This window comes from Nocardioides sp. REDSEA-S30_B4 (assembly GCF_001627265.1).
Lineage (GTDB): Bacteria > Actinomycetota > Actinomycetes > Propionibacteriales > Nocardioidaceae > Nocardioides.
Genome location: NZ_LUPI01000005.1, coordinates 56,788 through 75,525, shown reverse-complemented (window position 1 = coordinate 75,525; position 18,738 = coordinate 56,788). Strand labels below are relative to the sequence as shown.

The 18,738-nt window shown below is 71.2% G+C and carries 13 protein-coding genes and 1 tRNA gene; 11 read left to right on the top strand and 3 right to left on the bottom strand.

Annotated elements, in window-relative coordinates; all coding sequences use genetic code 11:
• Positions 1-3,804, bottom strand: a complete 3,804-nt coding sequence (locus A6R01_RS00970) for a multifunctional oxoglutarate decarboxylase/oxoglutarate dehydrogenase thiamine pyrophosphate-binding subunit/dihydrolipoyllysine-residue succinyltransferase subunit (protein ID WP_292602531.1) — start codon at positions 3,802-3,804, stop codon at positions 1-3.
• A 183-nt stretch (positions 3,805-3,987) separates the two neighbouring features.
• Here A6R01_RS00970 and A6R01_RS00965 point away from each other — a divergent pair, with 183 nt between their 5' ends.
• Both A6R01_RS00965 and A6R01_RS00960 read left to right on the top strand, forming a co-directional pair.
• Entirely contained in the window at positions 3,988-4,740 is a 753-nt protein-coding gene (locus A6R01_RS00965; RefSeq protein WP_292602528.1) for a hypothetical protein, read from the top strand.
• Positions 4,737-5,660 carry an LCP family protein gene (locus A6R01_RS00960; RefSeq protein ID WP_292602526.1) on the top strand — a complete coding sequence of 308 codons (924 nt, stop codon included), beginning with the start codon at positions 4,737-4,739 and terminating at the stop codon, positions 5,658-5,660. Before A6R01_RS00965 ends, A6R01_RS00960 begins: the two co-directional genes overlap by 4 nt.
• A gap of 165 nt (positions 5,661-5,825) precedes the next feature.
• Here the strand turns inward: A6R01_RS00960 and A6R01_RS00955 are convergent, their stop codons facing one another.
• Both A6R01_RS00955 and A6R01_RS00950 read right to left on the bottom strand, forming a co-directional pair.
• Positions 5,826-7,412 (bottom strand): hypothetical protein, encoded by a 1,587-nt coding sequence (locus A6R01_RS00955; RefSeq protein ID WP_292602524.1) that lies wholly within the window; start codon positions 7,410-7,412, stop codon positions 5,826-5,828.
• 354 nt (positions 7,413-7,766) lie between these two features.
• A tRNA-Arg gene (locus tag A6R01_RS00950) sits at positions 7,767-7,839 on the bottom strand.
• Positions 7,840-8,010: 171 nt separating this feature from the next.
• Here A6R01_RS00950 and argS point away from each other — a divergent pair.
• The 9 genes from argS (at position 8,011) to rpmE (ending at position 18,736) form a co-directional block, all read left to right on the top strand.
• Positions 8,011-9,681, top strand: coding sequence for an arginine--tRNA ligase (gene argS, locus A6R01_RS00945; protein ID WP_292602522.1), 1,671 nt, complete (start codon positions 8,011-8,013; stop codon positions 9,679-9,681).
• 18 nt (positions 9,682-9,699) lie between these two features.
• On the top strand, positions 9,700-11,103 hold the full coding sequence (gene lysA, locus A6R01_RS00940; RefSeq protein ID WP_292602520.1) for a diaminopimelate decarboxylase: 1,404 nt from the start codon (positions 9,700-9,702) through the stop codon (positions 11,101-11,103).
• The gene (locus tag A6R01_RS00935) at positions 11,103-12,413 is read left to right on the top strand and encodes a homoserine dehydrogenase (protein WP_292602517.1); all 1,311 of its coding nucleotides are present in this window, start codon (positions 11,103-11,105) and stop codon (positions 12,411-12,413) included. The genes lysA and A6R01_RS00935 overlap by 1 nt, the downstream gene beginning before the upstream one ends.
• Entirely contained in the window at positions 12,410-13,501 is a 1,092-nt protein-coding gene (gene thrC / locus A6R01_RS00930) for a threonine synthase (RefSeq protein WP_292602514.1), read from the top strand. Before A6R01_RS00935 ends, thrC begins: the two co-directional genes overlap by 4 nt.
• Positions 13,502-13,507: 6 nt before the next feature.
• On the top strand, positions 13,508-14,425 hold the full coding sequence (gene thrB, locus A6R01_RS00925) for a homoserine kinase (protein WP_292602511.1): 918 nt from the start codon (positions 13,508-13,510) through the stop codon (positions 14,423-14,425).
• 250 nt (positions 14,426-14,675) lie between these two features.
• On the top strand, positions 14,676-16,292 hold the full coding sequence (rho, locus tag A6R01_RS00920) for a transcription termination factor Rho (RefSeq protein WP_292602605.1): 1,617 nt from the start codon (positions 14,676-14,678) through the stop codon (positions 16,290-16,292).
• Positions 16,293-16,370: 78 nt separating this feature from the next.
• On the top strand, positions 16,371-16,742 hold the full coding sequence (locus A6R01_RS00915; protein WP_179530558.1) for a response regulator: 372 nt from the start codon (positions 16,371-16,373) through the stop codon (positions 16,740-16,742).
• Positions 16,743-16,757: 15 nt separating this feature from the next.
• Positions 16,758-18,422 carry a HAMP domain-containing sensor histidine kinase gene (locus tag A6R01_RS00910; protein WP_292602508.1) on the top strand — a complete coding sequence of 555 codons (1,665 nt, stop codon included), beginning with the start codon at positions 16,758-16,760 and terminating at the stop codon, positions 18,420-18,422.
• Positions 18,423-18,520: 98 nt separating this feature from the next.
• Positions 18,521-18,736 carry a 50S ribosomal protein L31 gene (gene rpmE / locus A6R01_RS00905; RefSeq protein ID WP_179530560.1) on the top strand — a complete coding sequence of 72 codons (216 nt, stop codon included), beginning with the start codon at positions 18,521-18,523 and terminating at the stop codon, positions 18,734-18,736.
• Positions 18,737-18,738: the final 2 nt, after the last annotated feature.

Genomic DNA, 18,738 nt, shown 5'->3' with positions numbered 1-18,738 from the left:
TCAGGCGAACGCCTGGTCGAGCAGCTCCTTCTGCTCGGCCTGGTGACGCTTGACGGTGCCGACCGACGGCGAGGACGACTCGGGCCGGGTGACCGGCACGACGGTGGCGTCGACCTCGGACCAGGCGTTGAGCGCGTAGTGCGGCCAGGGGCCGTTGTTGCGCGGCTCGTCCTGCACCCACCGGACCTCCTTGAGGTGGGGGTAGCGGGCGATCTCGGCCTTGATGTCGTCGAGCGGACGCGGGTAGAGCTGCTCGATGCGCGCGATGGCGAAGCGCTCGGGGTTCTCCCGCTTGGCCCGGTCCACCATGAGGTCCCAGGTGACACGACCGCTGCACAGCAGCAGGGTGTCGACCTTCTGCGGGTCCGCGTCGGCATCGCCGATGAAGGGGCGGAACGAGCCCGAGGTGAACTCCTCGGGCGTCGAGGCGGCCTCCTTGCGCTTGAGCATCGACTTCGGCGTGAAGACGATCAGCGGGCGGTGCTCCTCGCCGAGCGAGTGGTGTCGCAGCAGGTGGAAGTAGGAGGCCGGCGTGGACGGCTGGGCGACCACGAACGCCTCGTCGGCGGCCATCTGCAGGAACCGCTCGATGCGCGCGGAGGAGTGGTCGGGGCCCTGGCCCTCGTAGCCGTGCGGCAGCAGCAGCACGACGCCGGAGTCCTGGCGCCACTTGGTCTTGCCGCTGGTGATGAACTCGTCGATCACCGTCTGCGCGCCGTTGACGAAGTCACCGAACTGCGCCTCCCACAGCACCAGCGCCTCGGGACGGGCCACGGAGTAGCCGTACTCGAAGCCCAGCGCGGCGTACTCCGAGAGCAGCGAGTCGTAGACGTAGAACTTGGCCTGGTCCTCGGTGAGCGAGGACAGCGGGGTCCACTCGTCGGCGTTCCTGCGGTCGATGATGGTGGCGAAGCGGGACACGAAGGTGCCGCGACGGGAGTCCTGGCCGGCCAAGCGGACCGGACGGCCCTCCATCAGCAGCGAGCCGAAGGCGAGGATCTCGCCGGTGCCCCAGTCGATGGGGCCCTCGGTGATCGACGTGGCGCGACGCTGCAGCTGCGGCATCACCTTCGGGTGGACGGTGAAGCCCTCGGGCGGGGTGACGTAGGCGTCGGAGATCCGCTTGAGGACGTCGAGGTCGACCGAGGTGCGGGTCTCGCCGGCGGGCTTGTCGGGGTAGTCGGGGACCGTGGTCCAGCCCGAGGGCTGGCTGGTGGCCTCGCGCACCTCGGTGAAGACCCGCTCCAGCTGCTGCTGGTAGTCCTTGAGGACCTGCTCGGCCTCCTCGATCGTGATGTCGCCACGACCGATGAGGGACTCGGTGTAGAGCTTGCGCACCGAGCGCTTCTGCTCGATCAGGTCGTACATCAGCGGCTGGGTGTACGACGGGTCGTCGCCCTCGTTGTGACCGCGGCGGCGGTAGCACACCAGGTCGATGACGACGTCCTTGTGGAAGGCCTGGCGGTACTCGAAGGCCAGCCGCGCGACGCGGATGCAGGCCTCGGGGTCGTCGCCGTTGACGTGGAAGATCGGCGCCTGGACCATCCGGGCCACGTCGGTGCAGTACAGCGAGGAGCGCGAGGAGCCCGGCGAGGTGGTGAAGCCGACCTGGTTGTTGACGATCACGTGGACGGTGCCGCCGGTGCGGTAGCCGCGCAGCTGGGAGAGGTTGAGCGTCTCCGCGACGACGCCCTGGCCGGCGAAGGCTGCGTCGCCGTGGACCAGCATCGGCAGGACGGGGTACTCCAGCCCGCGGTCCAGCACGTCCTGCTTGGCGCGGGCGATGCCCTCGAGGACCGGGTCGACGGCCTCGAGGTGGGAGGGGTTGGCCGCGACCGAGACCTTCACCGTCGAGCCGGTCTCGGCGGTGAACTCGCCCTCGGCGCCGAGGTGGTACTTCACGTCGCCGGAGCCCTGGACGGTGCGCGGGTCGATGTTGCCCTCGAACTCCCGGAAGATCTGGGAGTAGTTCTTGCCGACGATGTTGGCCAGCACGTTGAGGCGGCCGCGGTGGGCCATGCCGATGGTGACCTCGTCGAGGCCCGCCTCCGCGGCGGCCTCGCAGATCTCGTCGATCACCGGGACGGTGGTCTCGCCACCCTCGAGCGAGAAGCGCTTCTGGCCGACGAACTTCGTCTGCAGGAAGGTCTCGAAGGCCTCGGCCTGGTTGAGCTTGAGCAGGATGCGCAGCTGCTCCTCGCGGGGCGGCTTCACGTGCGGCTGCTCGATGCGTTCCTGGAGCCACCGGCGCTGCTCGGGGTCCATGATGTGCATGTACTCGATGCCGGTCGTGCGGCAGTAGGAGTCGCGCAGGATCCCCAGGATCGAGCGCAGCTTCATGAAGCGACGGCCCTCGCCGCCGAAGGAGCCGGTGGCGAACTCGCGGTCGAGGTCCCACAGGGTCAGCCCGTGGTTCTCGATCTCGAGGTCGGGGTGGGTGCGCTGGCGGTACTCCAGGGGGTCGGTGTCGGCCATCAGGTGGCCGCGCACGCGGTAGGCGTGGATCAGCTCGAGGATCCGGGCCTGCTTGGAGATCTCGTCGTCGTGGGACGTCGCGATGTCCGCGCCCCAGCGGATCGGCTGGTAGGGGATGCGCAGCGAGCGGAAGATCTCGTCGTAGAAGCCGTCCTGGCCCAGCAGCAGCTGGTGGACGCGCTTGAGGAACTCACCGGACTGCGCGCCCTGGATGACGCGGTGGTCGTAGGTCGAGGTCAGGGTCATGACCTTCGAGATGGCGTTGCGGGCGATGGCCTCCTCCGAGGCGCCCTGCCACTCGGGCGGGTACTCCATCGCGCCGACGCCGATGATGGCGCTCTGACCGGTCATCAGGCGCGGCACCGAGTGGTTGGTGCCGAGGCCGCCGACGTTGGTCAGCGAGATCGTGGTGCCCTGGAAGTCCGCGACGGTCAGCTTGCCGTCGCGGGCCTTGGTGACGACGTCCTCGTAGGCGGTCCAGAAGCCGGCGAAGTCCATCGTCTCGCAGGCCTTGATGCTGGGGACGAGCAGCTGGCGCGTCTCGCCCTTCTTGATGTCGATGGCCAGACCGAGGTTGATGTGCGCCGGCGTGACCAGGTTGGGCTTGCCGTCGACCTCGGCGTAGGCGTTGTTCATCTCCGGCATCGACTTCAGCGCCTTGACCAGCGCGTAGCCGATCAGGTGGGTGAAGGAGACCTTGCCGCCGCGCGCACGCGCGAGGTGGTTGTTGATGACGGTGCGGTTGTCCCACAGCAGCTTGACCGGCACCGAGCGGATCGACGTGGCGGTCGGGACGGTCAGGGACACGTCCATGTTCTGCGCCGTACGGGCCGGGGCGCCGCGCAGGACGGTGTACGTCGGCTCGTCGCTGGCCTCGGCCTTCGCGGCCGGCTTGGTCTCCTTGGGCATGGGCGAGGAGGTGCCCTTGCTGACCTCGGCGGCCTTGCTCTCCGGGCGAGGCTTGGCGACCGGTGCGGGAGCCTTGGCGGGCTCCGGGCTCTTCGACTCGGGCTTCGACTCGGGCTTGGTCTCGGTCCTCGCCGCAGGCTTCTCGCTCTTCTGGGCGGGCGCGGCGGCCGGCTTCGAGGGCGCCGGGGCCGCCTTCGGGGAGGAGCCGTTCGAGGCGGAGCCGCTGGTCGAGCCGCTGGTCGAGCCGTTGCCCTGGCCGTTGCCCTGGGCCTTGAAGAACGCCGCCCAGGCGGGGTCGACGCTGCTCGGGTCCTTCTGGAACTGGTCGAACATCTCCTCCACGAGCCACTCGTTGGCACCGAAGTCGTTCGCGACCTCGGGGGAGCCGGTGGAGGAGGAGCTGCCAGGGGACTGCGGCACGGCTTGATTCGCCTCTTTCAGATGAGCGCGCGAGGGTGGGATTGCGATCACCCAGGCTAGACCCCCGCCGGTACAAATACCCAGGACAGGGACGGTATTCGGGCAGGGTGTCGTGGACGCCACACCCTCCCGGGTCCCGATGCGGCCCCGACCCTTCCCCCGAGCACTTTCCGAGGAGCTTGCGTGCCCCACCCCGCCAGGCGCCGGCGACGTCGCCGCCACCCCTCCGGTCACTCACCGCTGCGCCGCGCCGGCCTGGCCGCGGGCGCCCTGGTGCTGGTCGTCCCGCTGGGTGCCTGCACCGCGGGCGAGGACGGTGAGGGCTCGTCGGGGCCGCGGGGCCAGCGCGCCGGCTCCGACGGCGGTGAGCGGACCGGCCAGGTGCGTACGACGGTGGTCCGGGGTGCCCGGGTCGGGCGGCTCTCCCCGAAGCAGCACCGGCAGGTCGCCGCGCGGGTCGCGGGCGTCGTCGACGGGTGGTGGGACGCCGCCTTCGTCGAGGCCGACTACCCGCGCCGGCGCTACCAGGGCTCGTTCCCCGGGTTCACCCGCGCCGCCTCGGCCCAGGCCTGGCAGCAGCGCGACCTGATGACCAGTGCCCGGTTGGGGGACCGGATCGACGACCTGGTGCCGTTGCGGCGCCGCGTCGCCGTGGACGTGCTCGCCACCGGTGGCAGGGCGCGGGCGGTGACGGCGCGGACCCGGATGGACTACCGCACCACCGGCGAGGTGGAGAAGCGCATCCGTGTGCAGGGCCGGCTGCTGCTGACCTTCGACCGCGGGTGGAAGGTGTTCGGCTTCGACGTGACCCAGGGGCCCTGGCAGACGAAGGGCCAGACGAAGGGCCAGACGAAGGGCCAGACGAAGGGCCAGGCGAAGGGGCAGACGAAGGGGCAGACCAAGCAGGAGGCGAAGCGGGAGAGGGGCGGCCGATGAGCACGCGGGCGCGCAGCGGCTGGCGGCGTACGGCGAGGGCGGCTGCCCTGACGGCGGTCCTCGCGACCACGGGCGCGGTCGTCCCGGACTCGCAGGTGGCGCCGGAGGAGTCGGTGCTGGTCGGCATGCGGCATGCGACGGGGCTCGACGTCGGGCGCGGGACCGTGTGGATCCTGGCGGTCGGGTCGGACGCCCGCCCGGGGCAGTCGATGACCCGGACCCGCGGTGACGCGCTGCAGCTGGTGGGCATCGACCCGCGCACCGGTGCGGCGGCCGCGATCGGCATCCCGCGCGACTCCTACGTGCCGATCCCCGGGTTCGGCCGCGGCCGGGTCAACGCGGCGATGGTCTACGGCGGCCCGCAGCTGTTGGGACGCACCGTCGGCAACCTGGTGGGGATCCAGCCCGACTACGTGTTCGTGACCCGCTTCCCGTTCTTCGAGGACATGGTCGACGACATCGGCGGCATCACCGTGAGCAACCCGCGGCGCTTCTCCGACGAGAACCTCAAGCCCCGGGGCTTCGCAGCCGGGCGCATCCGGCTCAACGGCTACAACGCGATGGCCTTCGCCAGGATCCGCAAGACGCTGGCCGGCGGTGACTTCGCCCGGACCGCCAACCAGCAGCGGGTGCTGCGCGGCATCCACGCGCGGGTGCGGTCCCAGTCCGCCCGCCCCGGCTTCGTCGAGCGCGGGGTGCTGAGCGTGCTGCAGCACATGTCGACGGGGGAGGGGCCGGCCACGCTGTTCCGCCTCGGCCAGCTCGTCGCCCGGGTGGACCCGGGCCGCATCTCCACCTGCGTGGTGCCCGGCCGGATCGGCAACGTCGGCGGCGCGAGCATCGTGGTGCCCAACGTCGCTGCTGCCCGCCGCTACGGCAACGCCGCCCGCAACGACGCCACCCTTCCGCCGGGCTGCTAGCCACTCCCGCTGGTCGAGGTGCGACGAGCGCCAGCGAGGAGCCTCGAGACCCGGGACGCAGAACCGGGGCGATCCTCTGGGAGGACCGCCCCGGTTCGGGAGGTGGGGGGGACCGGCGGTGCCGGTCAGGTCGCCGAGGCCGTGGAGCGCCTCAGCGAGCATGCGTCACTTGGGGTAGATCTGCGACTCGAGCCAGCCGAGGTCGAGAGTGAAGATGTCGCCGATCGTCAGGCGGGTCGCCGCCAGCTTGCCGCCGTAGTGGTTGCTGGTCGCGCGGGGGCCGAACGTGATGAAACCGTTGGTGTTGTTGAGTTGCTCAACCACGAACTCCACGGTCTCGCCAATCCGCAGGCCACCGGGCGGGAGGAGCTCCTCGCCCTTGTACAGGACTCGGGCCAGCTTGAACTTGGGCTTCTTGGCGCCGCGAACGGCCACGCCCTGCTTGCCGGTACTGCGCAACTTGAGCTTGGACTGAACGCCCTCAATCACCAAGTCAAGAGCCGGGATCTCAAGGGAACCGAGGGTGGACGTCGCCACCGAACGTGCGCGTCCCCGAGACATCTGCTTGGCCTTGTAGGAGTACTCGATGCCGTTGAGCGTCGCCAGGCCACCCAGGCCGGGGATGTTCAGCGGAATCGTACGAGACCCCTCGATGGCCTTGGTGACCTTCTCGCCGGCCGTGCCCTCGCACGGGATCGCCTCGGTGCCGATGCCTCCCAGGTGGAGCAGTTCCTGGTTCTCGCTGAAGCGAAGCGCCTTGAAATTCAGGCCCATGATGGTCGAGCGGAAGACGCTTGACCGAGCCGGTGCGCCGATTCGGGACTGGGCGTAGCCCAGCTTCAGGAGGGCCACGGAGTCGTTCTCAGCCTCGGTGGGGTCGATCTCGATCTGCAGGGCGTTGGCGCCGGAGGACGCAAAGCCATCCTGGACCTTGCTGAAGGAGGAGCCGAGGCCGATCGATCCCAGGCCCGGAATCTCGATGACGTCGCCCAGGATCGGATCCGCAAGGTCGATGATCTCGTTCAGTGTGTCGACGAGAATGCCGAGCGGCACGTTGATGATCTCGTTGACGACCTCGGTGTCACCGAGACCGAGGTTCTCCAGAAGCATGTTTAGGGTCTCGCCGATCACACCGCCCTCGGGGAGGACGAGCTTCAGCGACTTGAAGCCGAACGATTCAGCCGTTCCGAAAGGATTGCCATCCTGGTTGAGGTCGGCCGGGTCGTGGAAGGAGTCGGCAACGGCCTCAAGTCCCTTGATCTCCAAGGTGGGCAACTCGACACCGGGGGCCAGTTCCTTCGCCCCGAAGACGATGTCGCCGAGGAGGTTGGTCGCCCGGACGCCGGTGACGCCGTCGTCGGTCTTGTAGGTCTCGGTGTAACTGGTGCTCGGCGAGAGATGGATCAGGCCTGCAAGATCGACCGGCAGGGCATCGCCGAGCAGCGCGGTGATCTTCTGGGTGCTGAGCTCGGACGGCGCGATTCGCTGATGACCAACCGTGCGGGTGCATGCCTGGATCTTCTTGGCGTCCTTGAGCGACTTGATGTCCACGCCGCCCAGGCTCACCTTCGTGCCGTAGGCGAGCGCGGTCATGCCGAAGTCGGTGACCCGCTTAGCGGGGTCTTGCGCGACGAACGGCCCGTACTTGGCGGCCTCGTCCGCGGTCGCGGTGGTCGTGGTGGTGAGGGTGCCCGCCAGGCCGGCCGCGCAGACGGCGGAGACGGCCACGGCCCTCTTCAGGGACTTCTTCACACTTCCTACTTTCGTCGTCGCTGGATGGTTCAGCGGTGGTAGCCAGGAAGAGTGTGTGAAGCACCCCTCCCCTCCCGGGAGGCTTTCGTCGAGTCGACGAACCTCAGCAGGTAGAACGGCCCGGACGCCGAGGGGTTAGGTAGTCACTTCGGGTGGTCTGGACCAGCCCGTTCGGACCACCGGTCCCGCGTCCCACGCTGGGAGGGCATCGGCAGGAGGGGCGGGGGACTTGAGCAGGGGTGTACAAGCGACCGGGATCTGTCCGTGGGCCGTCCCGGAGGGCCCCGGTGGGGCGGTGTGACGGAGCGGTGCTCGGGGCCGCTGGGAACGGCCCGCGGGAGCGGTGGGTGTGGGCGCCTCCGGCAGGATTCGAACCTGCGACACCTGGTACCGGAAACCAGTGCTCTATCCCCTGAGCTACGGAGGCATGCTCCCCGCCCGGGACGACCGGGCTGCGGAGCGCGCTCACCCTACAACCCGGCGAGGGGGGTGCCGAATCGGGCACGACGACACGCTGCAGGTGGACGTCCGACACGGGGCCCGTCCGGCCGTGGATATCGATGCGGGGCGTCCGGCGGGCCGCCGATAGGGTTGCCGGGTGACTCCTGAGCAGCTCTCCACCACGATCGTCGACGTCCTCCAGACGCTGACGGACGAGGGTCTCCTGACCCTCCCCGACGGCGTCCCTGCGAACGTGACGGTGGAGCGACCGCGATCCAAGGAGCACGGTGACTACGCCACCAACGTGGCGCTGCAGCTGGCAAAGCGGGCTGGGACGAACCCCCGCGCGCTCGCCGAGCTGGTCAGCGAGCGCCTGCTCGCCTCCGAGGGCGTGACCGCGGTCGACATCGCCGGCCCCGGCTTCCTCAACATCACCGTCGCCGCCGATGCCCAGGGCAAGGTGGCCGCCGACATCGTGGCGGCCGGCTCGACGTACGGCGCCAACGACTCCTTCGACGGCGAGCGCATCAACCTCGAGTTCGTCTCGGCCAACCCCACCGGCCCGATCCACATCGGCGGCGTGCGCTGGGCGGCCGTGGGCGACGCGCTGGGCCGGATCTTCGAGAAGTCCGGGGCCGAGGTCACCCGCGAGTACTACTTCAACGACCACGGCAGCCAGATCGACCGGTTCTCCAGCTCGCTGCTGGCCTCCGCCAAGGGCGAGCCGGCCCCCGAGGACGGCTACGGCGGCCAGTACATCCACGACATCGCGGCGGCCGTGCTCGAGCAGCGTCCCGACGCCCTTGAGTCCGAGGACCCGCAGGAGGTCTTCCGCGCCGTCGGTGTCGACATGATGTTCAGCGAGATCAAGAAGAGCCTGCACGACTTCGGTGTGGACTTCGACGTCTTCTTCCACGAGGACCAGCTGCACAGGTCCGGTGCCGTGCAGCGCGCGGTCGAGCGGCTGCGCGAGCTCGGCAACATCTACGAGCAGGACGGCGCCACCTGGCTGTCGACCGAGAAGTTCGGTGACGACAAGGACCGGGTGGTCATCAAGTCCGACGGCAACGGCGCCTACCTCTCCGGTGACCTGGCCTACTACCTCGACAAGCGCGAGCGTGGCTTCGACCGGTGCCTGATCATGCTGGGCGCCGACCACCATGGTTACGTCGGCCGGATGATGGCGATGTGCGCGGCGTTCGGGGACACCCCCGGCACCAACCTCGAGATCCTCATCGGCCAGATGGTCAACCTTCTCCGCGACGGCCAGCCCATGCGGATGTCGAAGCGGGCCGGCACCGTGGTGACCATCGACGACCTGGTGGAGGCGATCGGGGTCGACGCCGGCCGCTACGCCCTGGCGCGCTACTCCAGCGACGTCAACATCGACCTCGACCTCGAGCTCTGGGCCCGGGCCACCAACGACAACCCGGTGTTCTACGTGCAGTACGCCCACGCCCGGACCTGTCGGATGGTCGAGAACGCCGCCGACCTGGGCATGTCCCTCGACGACGCGGTCGCGGGCTTCGACGCCGGGCTGCTCTCGCACCAGCGGGAGGGCGACCTGCTCCGGGCGCTCGCCGAGTTCCCCCGGGTGGTGACTGCCGCCGCCGAGCTGCGCGCACCGCACCGCGTGGCCCGCTACCTCGAGGACACCGCGTCGGTCTTCAACAAGTGGTACGACACCAAGGAGTGCCGGATGCTGCCCCAGGGCGACGAGCCCGCGGGCCCGGTCAACCACGCGCGCCTGGTCCTCACCGTGGCGGCCCGCACGGTGCTCGCCAACGGCCTCGACCTGCTCGGCGTCTCGGCGCCCGAGCGCATGTGACGCGGGGGAGGAGCGACGATGAGCCACACCCACGAGGCCGGCTGGGCCCACGCGTCCGGCGCGCTGCGCGGACCCTCCTGGCTGCGCGAGCCCGGTGACCCCAACGCCCTGGTCCAGCACCTGTGGTCGAGCACCGCCGCGAAAGTCGACGGGGTCCTGGAGGTCGGGGGCGTGCGGCTGACCGACCTCGTGGCCGAGCATGGATCCCCGGCGTACGTCCTGGACGAGGCCGACTTCCGGGCCCGCGCCGCGGCCTTCCGCGACGGGTTCGACGACTTCGACGTGTTCTACGCCGGCAAGGCGTTCCTGTGCACGACCGTCGCCCGCTGGATCCACGAGGAGGGCCTGCACCTCGACGTGTGCACGGGCGGCGAGCTCGCCGTCGCCGAGCGGGCGGGCTTCCCGATGGAGAAGGTCGGGTTCCACGGCAACAACAAGTCCGTGGCCGAGCTCGAGCGGGCCGTGCGGCTGGGCGTGGGACGCATCATCGTGGACTCCTTCCACGAGATCGAGCGCCTGGGCGCCGTGACGGCCGGGGCCGGCCGCGAGGTGGGCGTGATGGTCCGGGTGACCGCCGGCGTCGAGGCCCACACCCACGAGTACATCGCCACCGCGCACGAGGACCAGAAGTTCGGGTTCTCCATCACCGCTGGGGACGCGCTCGAGGCGGTGCGCCGGGTGCACGAGGCCCCAGGACTGCGCCTGCTGGGCCTGCACTCCCACATCGGGAGCCAGATCTTCGACACCTCCGGGTTCGAGGTCGCGGCCCGACGGGTCCTGGCGCTGCACGCGAAGGTCGCCACCGTGCTCGGCGTCGAGATGCCCGAGATGGACCTCGGGGGCGGCTTCGGCATCGCCTACACCACCCAGGACGACCCGGCCGACCCCGCGGACCTGGCGGCGGGCATGCGCGAGATCGTCGAGCACGAGTGCCGCGCCCTGGGCATCGCCCGGCCCGCCCTGTCGATCGAGCCCGGCCGCGCCATCGTCGGCCCGTCGATGTGCACGGTCTACTCCGTCGGCACCGTCAAGCAGGTGCGCCTGGACGGCGGCGCCCGACGCACCTACGTCTCCGTCGACGGCGGGATGAGCGACAACGTCCGCACCGCCCTGTACGACGCCGACTACTCCTGCACGGTCGCCAACCGCGCCTCCGACGCGGCGCCCGTGCTCGCGCGTGTCGTGGGCAAGCACTGCGAGGCCGGCGACATCGTGGTCAAGGACGAGTTCCTGCCCGGCGACGTGGTCCCGGGCGACCTCGTCGCGGTGCCCGCGACCGGCGCCTACTGCCGCTCGCTGGCCTCCAACTACAACCACGTCCTGCGGCCGCCGGTGATCGCGGTGCGGGACGGTGTCGCGCGCGTCGTCGTGCGACGTGAGACTGAGGACGACCTGTTGGCGACTGACGTGGGTGATCTCTGATGAGCGGCGTGGACATCGAGCCGCTGAAGGTGGCGGTGCTGGGGTGCGGATCGGTCGGGTCCCAGGTGGTGCGGCTGCTGGACAAGCAGGCCGACGACCTGGCGGCGCGCATCGGGGCCCCCGTGGAGCTCGTGGGCGTCGGCGTACGCCGGCTGGACGCACAGCGTGAGGTCGAGGTCCCCGACGGCCTGCTCACGACCGACTCCGCCGAGCTGGTGACCCGCGCCGACCTCGTCGTCGAGGTCATCGGCGGCATCGAGCCCGCCCGCGGGCTCATCCTCTCCGCGCTGGAGTCGGGCGCCTCGGTCGTGACCGCCAACAAGGCGCTGCTGGCCGAGGACGGCCCGACGCTCTTCGAGGCGGCCGCGAAGGCCGGCCGCGACCTCTACTACGAGGCCGCCGTCGCGGGCGCGATCCCGATCCTGCGGCCGCTGCGCGAGTCGCTGGCCGGTGACCGGGTCACCCGCGTCCTGGGCATCGTCAACGGCACCACCAACTTCATCCTCGACAAGATGGACTCCTCCGGTGCCGGCTTCGCCGAGGCCCTGGAGGAGGCGCAGGAGCTCGGGTACGCCGAGGCCGACCCCACCGCCGACGTCGAGGGCTTCGACGCCGCCGCGAAGGCCGCGATCCTGGCCTCGCTGGCCTTCCACACCCGGGTCACCGCCGCCGACGTGCACCGTGAAGGCATCTCGGAGGTCACCGCGGCCGACGTGGCGTCGGCCGCCGACATGGGCTGCGTGGTGAAGCTGCTCGCCATCTGCGAGCTGCGGGTGCAGCCCGACGGCGAGGAGGCCGTCGCGGTGCGCGTGCACCCGGCGATGATCCCGCGCAGCCACCCGCTGGCCTCGGTGCGCGAGGCCTACAACGCGGTGTTCGTCGAGTCCGACGCCGCGGGTCAGCTGATGTTCTACGGCCCGGGCGCCGGCGGGTCGCCGACCGCGTCCGCCGTGCTGGGCGACCTGGTCACCGTGGCCCGCAACCGGCTCTCCGAGACCCGCGGCGCTGGCGAGTCGGCCTACACCGACCGCGCGGTGCTCCCGATGGGGGAGACCGTCACCCGCTACCACGTGGCGATCGACGTCGACGACAAGGCGGGTGTGCTGGCCGCGGTCGCGCTGGCCTTCGCCGAGCACGGCGTCTCCATCCAGACCGTGCGCCAGGAGGGGCGCGGCGACGACGCCCAGCTGGTCGTCGTCTCCCACGACGCCACCGACGCCCAGCTCTCGGCGACCGTGACGCACCTGCAGCAGATGGACATCGTGCGCGAGGTCACCTCGGTGATGCGCGTCGAAGGAGGAGCAGAGTGACCGGGACGAGCCGGACCCAGCAGTGGCGGGGCGTGGTCGAGGAGTACCGCGACCTGCTCGACATCCCCGAGGGCACCCCGGCCGTGACGCTGCGTGAGGGTGGCACCCCGCTGGTCCACTCCGAGTGGCTCTCCGGCCTCACCGGCGCCGAGGTCCACCTCAAGGTCGAGGGTGACAACCCCACCGGGTCCTTCAAGGACCGCGGCATGACCGCGGCCATCTCGGTGGCCGTCCACGAGGGCGCCAAGGCCGTGGTCTGCGCCTCCACCGGCAACACCTCGGCCTCCATGGCCGCCTACGCGGCCAAGGCCGGGCTCAAGCCGCTGGTGCTGGTCCCCGAGGGCAAGATCGCCGCCGGCAAGATGGCCCAGGCGATCCTGCACGGCGCCCAGGTGATCATGGTGCGCGGCAACTTCGACGACTGCCTGGCCATGGCCCGGGGTCTGTCCCAGGCCTACCCCGTTGCCCTGGTGAACTCCGTCAACCCGGTGCGCCTGGAGGGGCAGAAGTCCGCCGCGTTCGAGGTCGTCGACTTCCTCGGCGACGCCCCCGACTACCACCTGCTCCCGGTCGGCAACGCAGGCAACATCTCGGCGTACTGGCTGGGCTACACGCAGTACGCCGAGCTGGGCGAGGCCACCAAGCGGCCCGTCATGCGCGGCTTCCAGGCGGAGGGTGCCTCGCCGCTGGTCACCGGCGAGCCGTTCCCCGACCCGGAGACCAAGGCGACCGCCATCCGGATCGGCAACCCGGCCTCCTGGCACCTGGCCGAGAAGGCCGCCAAGGAGTCCGAGGGGCGCTTCGCCGCCGTCAGTGACGACCAGATCCTGGCCGCCCAGCGCGAGCTCGCGAGCCACGACGGCGTCTTCGTCGAGCCCGCGTCGGCCGCCGGTGTCGCTGGGCTGCTCCAGGAGCTGGCCCAGGGCGAGTCCTACCGGGGATCCACGGTGGTGATCACCGTCACCGGTCACGGGCTCAAGGACACCGCGACCGCCCTGGAGGCCTTCTCCGCGGGCGGGTCCGGCATCGTCGACACGGTCGTGGACGCCGACGTGGACGCGGCGGCCGCCGCGGCCGGGCTGGCCTGACCCGGCGTGGTCACCTTCGTCGAGGGACCGGTCCGGGTCTCGGTCCCGGCCACGTCGGCCAACCTCGGTCCCGGTTTCGACTCCCTCGGGCTGGCGCTCGCGCTGTTCGACGACCTCGAGGGCGAGGTCCTGGCCTCGGGCCTGGTGGTCGAGGTCGAGGGTGCCGGGGCCGGCGAGGTGCCGCTCGACGAGTCCCACCTGGTCGTCCGCTCCATGCGGGCGGCGTTCGAGCTGCTGGGTGAGCAGCCGCCCGGCCTGCGGCTCTCGTGCCGCAACGTGGTCCCGCACGCGCGGGGGCTGGGCTCGTCCTCGGCCGCGATCGTCGGCGGCGTGGTCCTGGCCCGGGCCCTGGTCGCCGGCGGCGAGCTGCTGCTCGACGACGACTCGCTGCTGCGCCTCGCCGCCCGGCTGGAGGGGCACCCCGACAACGTCGCGCCCGCCCTGTTCGGCGGGTTCGTGGTCTCCGGTCAGGAGGAGGGGGAGTTCTACGCCGTGCCGTCGGCCGTCGACCCGCGGGTCGGGGCGGTCGTCCTGGTGCCGCCGACCCCGGTCTCCACGGAGATGGCGCGCGGCCTGCTCCCCGACTCCGTGCCGCACGCCGACGCCGCGGCCGACGCGGGGCGTGCCGCCCTGCTGGTCGCCGCCCTCGCGGGTCAGCCCGAGCACCTGCTGCTCGCGACCCGCGACTACCTCCACCAGTCCTACCGCCGCCCGGCCATGCCGGAGTCGCTCGCCCTGGTCGAGGAGCTGCGGGCCGACGGCGTCCCTGCGGTGGTCTCCGGTGCCGGACCCACCGTCCTGGCCTTCACCGACGGCCCCGACGGCGCGACCACTCGCGCGGTCCTCGCACGTACGCCGCAGGGCTGGTGGTCCTCGCACCTGGCCGTCGACACGTCCGGGGCGACGGTCCGGCCCTCCGCCTGAGACCTGCTGCTACTGTGGGCGGCGGCCGCACGCCGTCACCGTCGCGCGGCAGTCCCGCTCCAGCGGGCACCGTTCCTCGCCTTTTCCCGCCTCTCGGGCGGATGTCGCACGTCCGTGCCCCTCTGCGCACGCCGACGTGGGAAGGACTCACGTGACCGACCAGCCCCAGGCCGCTGCTGCCACCTCCGACCCCGCCGCTCCCCAGGACGCCGCTCCTGCTGCGAAGAAGCGGTCGGGCGGGCTCAACTCCATGCTCATCGCCGACCTGAAGGCGATGGCCGCCGGCCTCGGTGTCGCCGGTGCCGGGTCGATGAAGAAGGCCCAGCTCGTGGAGGCCATCAAGGCGGCCCAGTCCGGTGGCCAGCCGAAGCAGGACCAGCCCAAGCAGGACCAGCCGAAGCAGGACCAGCCCAAGCAGGACCAGCCCAAGCAGGACCAGCCCAAGCAGGCGAAGGGGCAGGGCCGCGGACAGCAGAAGCCCCAGCAGTCCGGCAACCAGTCCGGCAACCAGGCCGGCAACCAGGCCGGCAACCAGCAGGGCAAGTCCGGCCAGGGCGGCAACCAGAACAACCAGAAGGACCAGGGCAACCAGGGCAGCCAGCAGGGCAACCAGAACAACCAGCCCGAGGGTGACGACGACGAGGGCGGGCGCCGCAGTCGCCGTCGGCGCGGGCGCGAGCGGGACCGCAGCCGTCGCGGCGACGTCGACACCACGATCCTCGAGGACGACGTGCTGGTCCCCGCCGCCGGCATCCTCGACGTGCTCGACAACTACGCCTTCGTCCGCACCAGCGGCTACCTCGCCGGCACCGACGACGTCTACGTCTCGCTGACCATGGTCCGCAAGTACGGCCTGCGTCGTGGTGACGCCGTCACCGGGCAGGTGCGCCAGCCCCGCGAGGGCGAGCGCAAGGAGAAGTTCAACCCGATGGTGAAGATCGAGAGCGTCAACGGGCAGGAGCCCGACGCCTCGCGGCACCGCCCCGACTTCACGCGGCTGACCCCGCTCTACCCCTCCGAGCGGCTGCGTCTGGAGACCGGCCCGACCGACGTCGTGGGCCGGGTGGTCGACCTGCTCGCGCCGGTCGGCAAGGGCCAGCGCGGCATGATCGTCGCGCCCCCGGGCTCGGGTCGCACCACCCTGCTGCAGGCGCTCGCGGCCTCGATCACCGCCAACAACCCCGAGTGCCACCTCATGGTGGTGCTGCTCGACGAGCGGCCCGAGGAGGTCACCGACGTCGAGCGCACGGTGAAGGGCGAGGTCATCGCCTCGACCTTCGACCGGCAGCCGACCGACCACACCTCGGCCGCCGAGCTGGCCGTGGAGCGGGCCAAGCGCCTGGTCGAGCTCGGCCACGACGTGGTGGTGCTGCTCGACGGGATCACCCGGCTCACCCGGGCCTACGACCTCGCGGCCCCGGCCAGCGGGCGTGCGCTCGAGGGTGGTCTGGACCCGCAGTCGCTGCACCCGGCCAAGAAGCTCTTCGGCGCGGCCCGCAACATCGAGAACGGCGGCTCCCTGACCATCCTGGCGACGGCGGAGTCCGACTCCGCCTCGGCGACCGACCAGCGCATCCTCGAGGAGTTCCGCGGGACCGGCAACCACGAGCTGCGCCTGCGCGGCGACCTGGCGGCCCGCCGGGTCTTCCCCGCGGTGGACGTGGTCGCGAGCGGCACCCGCCGGGTCGACCTGCTGCTGTCGGCGGAGGAGCTCGCGGTCGTCGAGACGATGCGGCGCGGGCTCGCCGAGGCCGATCCGCAGCAGGCGCTGGAGCTGCTGCTGGACCGCGTCCAGGCCACCCAGACCAACTACGAGCTGCTCCGCCAGGTGCAGGCCGCCGGTGGTGTGTCGCCGGTTGGTCGATAGCCGCCTCCGGTGGGCTGCGTGGGGGCTACGCTTCATCTCGACCGCGGGCCGGCCGGCCCGGTAACGAGAGGGTGAGCAGTGGCGCGGATCCTGGTAGCCGACGACGACGTCGACATCCGTGAGCTCGTCGAGTTCAAGCTCTCGACCATGGGTCACGAGATCACGGCGGTCGGCGACGGCGCTGCGGCCGTCGAGGCGTGCCAGGCGAGCCGGCCCGACCTCGCGGTCCTGGACGTGATGATGCCGGGCGTGTCGGGCCTCGACGCGATCCGCGCGATCCGCGCCGACCCGGCCCTGGCCGACCTCCCCGTCATCCTGCTGACCGCACGCGCCCAGGAGTCGGACGTGGAGACCGGCTTCGACTCCGGCGCGGACGACTACATCACCAAGCCCTTCAGCCCCCGCGAGCTGGCCTCACGGGTGGAGGCGCTGCTCTCACGGTCGGGCTGATCCGGGACTGACGTCATGGAGTCGGGGCTGGGGGGCCGCACGGTCGCGCGCACGGTGACGCCTGCGCTGCACCGGCTGACGGTGCTGGTGGTGCTGATGGCCGTCGTGGCCTTCGTCGGGGTGCTGCTCTCCACGCGCGCGGTCAACTCCCTCACCGAGGACCTGCAGCCCGCGGCCGCCGCCAACCAGGACGTGCTCCTGGACGTCACCGCGCTCGAGGGCGCGGTCGCCAACTGGGCCCGCAGCGCCGATCCTGCGGCGATCGACGAGTACGACCAGCTGCTGGCCCGGCTGCCCGGGGACCAGCGACAGGTCCGCGCCTTCGCCGAGGGCGACTCGGCCCTGACCCTGCTGGTGACCCAGCAGGAGAACGCCATCGACGCGTGGATCGAGCAGTACGCCCAGCCGCGGGTGGAGGCCCCCGGCGGGCCCGAGACCTTCCAGGCCCGCCGCTACCGCGTCGGTCAGCGGCTCTTCGGCGACGTGCTGCAGGCGAACCAGGCCACCGCAGCGGCGTTCGGCGACCGGGTGCGTCAGGCGAGCACCGACGCGGCATGGCGCCTGCGGGGCACCATCGCCGCGGTGGCGCTGCTGGCGCTGATCGCGTGGCTGGTGGTCTCCCGCTCCCGGTCCCGGCTGCTCAGCCAGGTCTCCGAGCCGCTGGTGGAGCTCGAGCGCGTCGTGCACCTGATGGTCAAGGACCCCACCCTGCGTGCCCGCCCGGACGGGCCGAAGGAGCTGCGCTCGGTCATCGAGTCGCTCAACGCGCTGGCCGACGCCCAGGCACGGTCGCTGGCCGTCGAGGCCAAGATCCAGGCGTCGTTGCGCACCCTCGACACCGCCAAGGACGACTTCGTCTCCAACGTCTCCCACGAGCTCCGCACGCCCCTGACGACGATCAGCGGCTACCTCGAGGTCGTGGCCGAGGAGTTCGACGGGGTGATGTCGCCCCGCCACGAGCGCATCCTCGAGGCCAGCCGGCGCAACGTCGCGCGGCTCAAGGCCCTCATCGACGACCTGCTCACGCTCTCCAAGGCCGAGACCCGGCACACCGAGCTCGAGGCCGCCGACCTGGCGCCGCTGGTCCGCGACGCCGTCACGGACGTGCGCATCACGGCCGCGGGTCGGGGCATCAGCGTGGACTTCACGATGCCCGAGGACCGGGTCCCGGTGCTCGCCGACCGCGCCATGCTGGGGCGGGCGATGCTCAACATCTTGTCCAACGCGGTGAAGTTCAGCCTCGACGGGGGCAAGGTCGAGGTGGACATCGTCGCCGCCGCACGCCATGTCGTGGTCCGGGTGCGCGACCACGGCATCGGCATCCCCGCCTCGGAGGTGGAGCGTCTGGGGACGCGCTTCTTCCGGGCGTCCAACGCCGTGACGAACGAGATCGCGGGCACCGGGCTGGGCCTGCGCATCGTGCAGACGATCGTCGACAAGCACGCGGGTGAGATGCGCATCGACTCCGAGGAGGGCCGGGGCACCACGGTCTCGGTGCGGCTCCCGCTGCTGGGGGACCCGGACGCCCTGGAGCCGAGCGGTCGCCCCGCCTGGCAGCCCGAGCAGCCGGCCGACGAGCCGGCCGACGAGCAGGCCGATGACCGGGACGACGACCCGGACGACGACCGGGGCGAGCAGGAGCCGGTGGAGGCGAGCGTGGGCGAGCACCCCCGGAATTAGCACCGGGCAGCCGCTGTTGGGCACAATGTCCTGGCTCGGCCCCGGTTCACGCTGCCGCCTCCGACGGCGACCCGGGTCCATCGACGAGAGGAACACCCATGAAGAAGGACATCCACCCGGAGTACGTCGAGACCCAGGTGACCTGCACCTGCGGCAGCACGTTCACCACCCGCAGCACCGCGACCTCCGGCACCATCCGCGCCGACGTGTGCTCGCAGTGCCACCCGTTCTACACCGGCAAGCAGAAGATCCTCGACACCGGCGGCCGCGTCGCCCGCTTCGAGGCCCGCTACGCCAAGGCTGCCAAGAAGTAGCT

Bases quoted from the DNA above. Each gene is read 5' to 3' on its own strand.
- A6R01_RS00935 (WP_292602517.1), top strand. From the start codon at position 11,103: ATGAGCGGCGTGGACATCGAGCCGCTGAAGGTGGCGGTGCTGGGGTGC.
- A6R01_RS00960 (WP_292602526.1), top strand. From the start codon at position 4,737: ATGAGCACGCGGGCGCGCAGCGGCTGGCGGCGTACGGCGAGGGCGGCT.
- A6R01_RS00910 (WP_292602508.1), top strand. From the start codon at position 16,758: ATGGAGTCGGGGCTGGGGGGCCGCACGGTCGCGCGCACGGTGACGCCT.
- lysA (WP_292602520.1), top strand. From the start codon at position 9,700: ATGAGCCACACCCACGAGGCCGGCTGGGCCCACGCGTCCGGCGCGCTG.
- rpmE (WP_179530560.1), top strand. From the start codon at position 18,521: ATGAAGAAGGACATCCACCCGGAGTACGTCGAGACCCAGGTGACCTGC.
- rho (WP_292602605.1), top strand. From the start codon at position 14,676: ATGCTCATCGCCGACCTGAAGGCGATGGCCGCCGGCCTCGGTGTCGCC.